This is a genomic window from Bacteroidota bacterium (assembly GCA_018692315.1).
GTDB lineage: Bacteria > Bacteroidota > Bacteroidia > Bacteroidales > JABHKC01 > JABHKC01.
In genome coordinates this window covers 39,603-45,743 of record JABHKC010000204.1, presented here as the reverse complement: position 1 = coordinate 45,743, position 6,141 = coordinate 39,603, and the positions used below count along the sequence as shown (strand labels likewise).

The following is a 6,141-nucleotide window of genomic DNA, read 5'->3' as shown; positions in this document are numbered from 1 at the left end:
TTAGAATCATTCAAAATAAAATTCGGTAAAATTTAAAATTGAATAAAAAAATTAACTAAAACTCATCAATGTTAATATATTTGAGCATGAAAATTGTAGAAACGTTTATGAAAAAAAAGTTTATGAATTAATCAGGCTAAGAACAGATTGTTTTTGTTTAATTTAATAAACCATTTCTTTATATATTGCAATCTTAAAATTTGATAAATAAATTGCCGAAATATGAATAAGCTATTTTTATTTACTGACGGAAGTGTAAATACAAAATCAAAAAATGGGTTTGGAGCTTATCTTGCTGTTTCGGATATTGACCTTCCTTTTGATTTAATTAAATCGCAAGTAAAACTGAAGCGTTTTGAAGATGTATCCTCAACTAAATTAGAATTGCAAACATTATTATGGGCTTTAAATATCATTAAGGAAGATTTTAACAAAATTATTGTTTTTACCGATTCTCAAAATATCGTTGGTTTAGTTGGAAGAAGAGCTAAACTTGAACAGAACAATTACTATTCGAAAAATAAAAAACGTCTTAATAATTTTGAGCTATATCAAGAATTCTACAAAATAATAGATAAGTTAGATTGCGAATTTATTAAAGTTTGTGGTCATAAATCATCAAATAAAAAAAGCGAAATCGACAAAATATTTTCCATTGTTGACAAGGCATCGAGAAGTGCTTTACGAGAGTTCAATTTAAAAAAAGCCCTCGTGTAAATACAACAGTTGAAATTTGAAAGTCTATGAAAATATTAAAATCATATGGAAATAAAACGAAATTGCATACATACCTTTTGGAAACAAAAAAAACGTTACACATAAAAAGAAAAATATGAAAATAATATACTTCAGCAAAGCTATTAGAATAAAAAAAACTGCAGCAATAATTATAACAATTATGATGCTATGGTCATGCAATCAGCCATATAAGCCAAAAATTGATAAAGAGTCAGAGATTGTTCAAAAATATAAAACTGAATTAGAAGAAATACTATTCCTGGACCAGAAATACAGATTACTATCTGATACATTGGAACAAATTTATGAGTGGGACTCCGACACTCTGCAGAAAATATATGGCATCGAACATGTTCAGGATTCGCTTAACTTAATTGAAATTGAGAGAATAATTGGAGAAATAGGATGGCCTAAAAATTCTGTGTATGGAGATTATGCTTCTGATGCAGCATTTTTGGTTCTACAACATTGCGGCAAGCTTACAATTATGGAAAAATACCTGCCAATAATGATTGAAGCAGCAAATAATAAAGAATTAGCCTGGAGTAGTTTGGCATTATTTATTGATCGTATTAAAATGAAGAAAGGGGAAAAACAGATATATGGGACACAAATTATTTTCAATGATTCTCAACAAAAACTCATGGTATATCCTATCGAAAATACACAAAACATTGATAGTCTGAGGAAAAGTGTAGGACTAATTCCAATATCCAAATATTTGGAATCTTATGGAATTAAAAATATTGAATAATATTTCAAATAACAGATTGATAAAAAAACAAGTAAAATCATGATAGAACTTGAAAATATGTTTTTTAGAAACCGAAGGATGTTTCGCATATGGTTGAAGCAGAATTTCGACAAAAGCCCCGGCATTTGGATAATTATTTATAAAAAACATGTAATTACTAAAGGTATAAAACATAGGGAGGCACTTGAAGAGGCTCTGTGTTTCGGATGGATAGACAGTCTTTTAAAAAGAATTGATGACGAAAGATATAAGATAAAATTTACTCCCAGAAAAAATATTAAACAATGGTCAGATGTAAATAAGAAAATTGTTGGAGAGCTTATTATCAATGGAAAAATGACCGAAGCCGGACTAAAAAAAATTGAAAGTTATCTGCGAACCGGAAAAGTTTATTGGGCAGAAAAAGGGAGTATCGAACCAAATAAAAAAGAATTTGAAATTCCTCAGTACATTTTAAACGAATTTGCCAAAAACCAACCTGCTTTAACAAATTTCAACAATCTGGCAAAGACTTACCAGCGATATTACATACTCTGGATTACCATAGCAAAAACAGAAAAAACAATTCTCAAACGTTTGAATGAAGCAATTGAATTATTGAGGGAGAATAAGAAACTTGAATTGAAATGATATGATGAAAAAAATTATAATAATATTTTGTATAACTCTCATTTATACAACTATTTTGGCTCAAGATGATTTTTTATCCGAGCAGAAAAGATATAAACGAGTAAGGTCTGCAATTGCAGAAAAAGGACAATTAGTAATAAATAAGTTACAAGCTACAAATATCGAAATAGCTGAACTCAACATTATTATTCTTGCTTTTAAAGCTGAAAGTATAATTGAAATATATGCAAAGAAAAATAATGAGAAAACTTATAGAAAACTTACTACCTACAAAATTTGCGCAAAATCAGGAAATCTTGGACCAAAAAGGAAACAAGGTGATTTTCAAGTTCCGGAAGGATTCTATTGTATCAATAGATTTAACCCATACAGTAATTTCCATTTGTCGTTGGGAATAAATTATCCGAATCTGGCTGACCGCAGAAAAAGTAATTTCTCAAATCTTGGAGGAGATATTTTTATTCATGGTTCATGCGTAACAATTGGCTGCTTACCAATGAGCGATGATAAAATTAAAGAAATCTACCTTTATGCTATAAATGCCAAAAACAACGGACAACAAAAGATACCTGTTTATATTTTCCCTTTCAAAATGACTCAACAAAAATATTTGGAAAATTTGGAAAAAAATAAAAACAATCCGGAACTAAATGTTTTTTGGACTAATATTAAGGATGGATACGATAAATTCGAAAATGAGAAAACGGAATTAAAAATATCTGTTAGTAGTAAAGGTGATTATATTTTCCGTTAGAAAGTTAGTGCTTTGTTAAAAATAGCTCAAGTCCGATGTTTTCCCACTTTCCATTTCAATAATTCTGTTCAAAAGGTCGTTTGCCAAACGGCTGGCTCCAAATCTGAAAAGCTCTGAATTGAGCCATTCTCCCTTTAAAATATGGCTAATTATTGAATAATATTCGAAAGCTTGTTTTGCAGTTGAAATTCCACCGGCTGGTTTTATTCCAACTTTACGTGTAGTTTTAATGTGAAATTCTTTTACGGCATAAGCCATTATCAAAACAGCATTTAGGCTTGCAGCAGGATTTAGTTTTCCTGTAGATGTTTTTATAAAATCCGCTCCGGCTTCCATTGCAAGGATGCTTGCCCTATAAATATTTTCAGAGCTTCTTAAAGCTCCTGTTTCTAAAATAACTTTCAGATGCTTTTCGCCGGTAGTGGCTTTTATTGCACAAATTTCATCGTAAACCTTTTCTAAATTCCCGCTCAAAAAATCACCAACCGAAATCACAATATCAATTTCGTTGGCTCCCATCTGTAAGGCAATTTTAGTTTCTTCAATTTTCACATCAAGAAAAGTTTGAGAGGAAGGAAATCCGCCGGCTACCGAAGCAATTTTTATATCCCTGTTTTTCAGATTTCGGTTAACGGCTGCAACTAAAGAAGGGTAAACACATATTGCTGCAACATTCGGAATGCTTGGGTAATACTTTGAAAAATTATTTACTTTTTCGCACAGAGCTACAATTTTTGCTTCTGAATCGTCAGTATTCAATGAAGTAAGATCTATCATTGAAAAAATCTTTTTCAGATTCATACTATTAAAGGGTACTACAGATTGTTCCTTAATTTTCTGAATATGCTTCTCAATTATACTATCCGGAAAAATTGGCTGATATTCGTCAATAACTCTAAAAATATTCATTTTAATTTATTTTTTTGGAAATGGCTTTTGGTATTTAGCCTTTAGCTTTTGGCTTTTGACCAAAAATTCATTAAACGATTACTTAATTTAAATTTTCATCATATAGTCAACAATTTCTTCATAGTCATTATCTGAAAGAAAATGATTCATGCCCGAAACTTTATTTCGCTTCATTAGCTCAAGAATTTCATTTCTATTCTTTTCAGAAAATCCAATTTCCGAAAGATAACACGGGCTTTCTATAGCTTTGAAAAAAACTATCAGTTTTTCAATTGTCAATTCAGGATTTTCCGTTCCGAAAATTAGCTTACCTAATTCTGATATTCTTTCAGGTATTTTATTCAAATGAAATTTCAACCATGCCGGATATGCTATCGAAAGTGTTTGTCCGTGTGGCAAATCGTACAAAAACGAAAGCGTGTGCCCAATATCGTGAACGCCCCAATCGCCCGAACTTGCCTTGCCGGAATATGCAGTTCCGTTTAAGGCACAAGTTGCAGCCCACATCATTCTTGCTCGCAATTCATAATTGTTCGGTTCCTGCAAAAGTTTTTCAGAAAACTGCATCGTTTCCAAAATTATGGAAGCAATAAATCTGTCGGATAGTGGTGAATTTCCTTTTGCAAAAAAAGCTTCAAGCGAATGTGCAATCAAATCAACAATTCCGTTGGTGGTCTGGCTTTTTGATACAGAAAAAGTGAATTGAGGATCGAGGAAAGAATGTTTTGGAAACATTAGTGAATGCCCAAAGCCAATTTTTTCTTTGGTTTCGGGATTTTGTAAAACAGCAAACTGATTCATTTCTGAACCTGTTGCAGCAAGAGTCAATATTGCCAACAAAGGCATGGCTTTATTAGCTTTAGATTTTCCTTTTACAACATCCCACACATTTTGATTTTCGTGAAAACATAACGAAATTATTTTTGCACTATCAATAACACTACCTCCGCCAACAGCTACAATTATCTCGCACTTTTTCTGCTTTGCAAGCTTAATTGCATTCTCAACATCTTTTAGTATTGGATTTGGTTTTATTCCAGAATATTCATGAATTGTTATTTTTTCAGAATTTAACTCTTCGATAAGTTTGTCGTAAATTCCATTCTCTTTAATTGAAGCTTTTCCGTAGAGTAATAAAGCTTTGGAGCCATATTTTTTGGCAGTTTTTCCTAAACCAACTAATACATCTTTTCCAAAATGTACTTTTGTCGGATTGAAATGGACAAAATTTTCCATAGCATTAAAATGAAAATTTTAGTCCAGCATTTAAACCATAACTTCGTATTTTAATATTCTCTACAAATTTATGAATGACAGGTCCGCTTAGGGTGTTTTCTTTTACTTCAATATCTTCAAAAATGTCGCGTAATCCATAATTATATCGGAACTCTATAAACAAAAAGCCTGCATTTCCATGCACACCTTTTATTATCGGTATTTGCAAGCCCCCGTTAAAAACTACTCCAAAATCATTTCTATATCTATCGTTCTGCAGATCGTCATAAACAATTGTCGAATCTTCAATTAATCCAAGTACATCAATTTGTATATCGAAAACGCTTTTTTGGCGGGCTTTAGACAAAATCCCTAAATAAGGACCGGCAGATAAATAAAATTTGGCTTGTCTTCCAAAGGATGCTTTTAATAATAATGGGATTGTTACAAAATTTAAATCAATTGTACTTTGTAGTGAGTTTTCGTAGGTAATTCCATATAAGAAAAAATAAAAATCCCCATTATATTTGGTTCCTTTCTGCTCGAAATTTATTTCTGTCTGCAAAGAAAGCCTATTGTTAAATGAATAGTTGATTATTGCACCAAAAGCCAAACCGTTCTTATTATACGTTTCGTAAAGAGTGTCCATAGGAATAATTCCAGTATGGCCATCGAAACTGATATTTGAAACATATTGACCAATGCGGAAACCATAGGTAAATTGCGAACCTCCTAATGGCATAGTATTGTCTGGCATGACCGGTTTATAATAATTCTGAAACTTCGATTTATTTAATACAAAGTTTTTCTTTAGTAATGGCGAACCTATGTTTGCATGTGAAAATGAAATAATTACTATCATAAATACAACCAGATTCCCTAATTTCAATATTTCAGTTCTTTTCATAATTACATCTTTTGTTTTCTACAAATATATTACTGAATATTAAAATCCCAAAAAATATTTGTTGGAAATTGGAAATTATAAATTATAAATTGAGAGTTTGGAGTTGGAGGTTTCAGGTTTTGTATTTTGTTGTTTGATCTTGGCCTTTGGATTTTAGCAGTTTAGCTTTCCACTTTTAAAATTTTCGGTCTTCAAATTTCAACTAAATTTTCTTCACGAAGAAATTTATAGTCC

Annotated in this window: 7 protein-coding genes; 4 read left to right on the top strand and 3 right to left on the bottom strand. The window is 31.2% G+C overall.

Annotated features, from left to right (window positions below):
* Positions 1-222 precede the first annotated feature (222 nt).
* The 4 genes from HN894_15330 to HN894_15315 all read left to right on the top strand — a co-directional run bounded on the left by HN894_15330 (position 223) and on the right by HN894_15315 (position 2,876).
* Positions 223-717: a ribonuclease H gene (locus HN894_15330; GenBank protein MBT7144695.1), complete on the top strand. Its 495-nt coding sequence runs from the start codon at positions 223-225 to the stop codon at positions 715-717.
* 115 nt (positions 718-832) lie between these two features.
* Complete coding sequence (locus tag HN894_15325; GenBank protein MBT7144694.1) at positions 833-1,492, top strand: hypothetical protein; 660 nt, start codon at positions 833-835, stop codon at positions 1,490-1,492.
* A gap of 39 nt (positions 1,493-1,531) precedes the next feature.
* Positions 1,532-2,122: a hypothetical protein gene (locus HN894_15320; GenBank protein ID MBT7144693.1), complete on the top strand. Its 591-nt coding sequence runs from the start codon at positions 1,532-1,534 to the stop codon at positions 2,120-2,122.
* A 4-nt stretch (positions 2,123-2,126) separates the two neighbouring features.
* Positions 2,127-2,876 carry a L,D-transpeptidase family protein gene (locus tag HN894_15315; GenBank protein ID MBT7144692.1) on the top strand — a complete coding sequence of 250 codons (750 nt, stop codon included), beginning with the start codon at positions 2,127-2,129 and terminating at the stop codon, positions 2,874-2,876.
* A gap of 15 nt (positions 2,877-2,891) precedes the next feature.
* Here the strand turns inward: HN894_15315 and deoC are convergent, their stop codons facing one another.
* The 3 genes from deoC to HN894_15300 form a co-directional block, all read right to left on the bottom strand.
* Positions 2,892-3,785: a deoxyribose-phosphate aldolase gene (gene deoC / locus HN894_15310; protein MBT7144691.1), complete on the bottom strand. Its 894-nt coding sequence runs from the start codon at positions 3,783-3,785 to the stop codon at positions 2,892-2,894.
* A gap of 87 nt (positions 3,786-3,872) precedes the next feature.
* The gene (locus HN894_15305) at positions 3,873-5,021 is read right to left on the bottom strand and encodes an iron-containing alcohol dehydrogenase (protein ID MBT7144690.1); all 1,149 of its coding nucleotides are present in this window, start codon (positions 5,019-5,021) and stop codon (positions 3,873-3,875) included.
* Between the two features lie 4 nt (positions 5,022-5,025).
* Entirely contained in the window at positions 5,026-5,907 is an 882-nt protein-coding gene (locus HN894_15300) for a PorT family protein (GenBank protein ID MBT7144689.1), read from the bottom strand.
* Positions 5,908-6,141 lie beyond the last annotated feature (234 nt).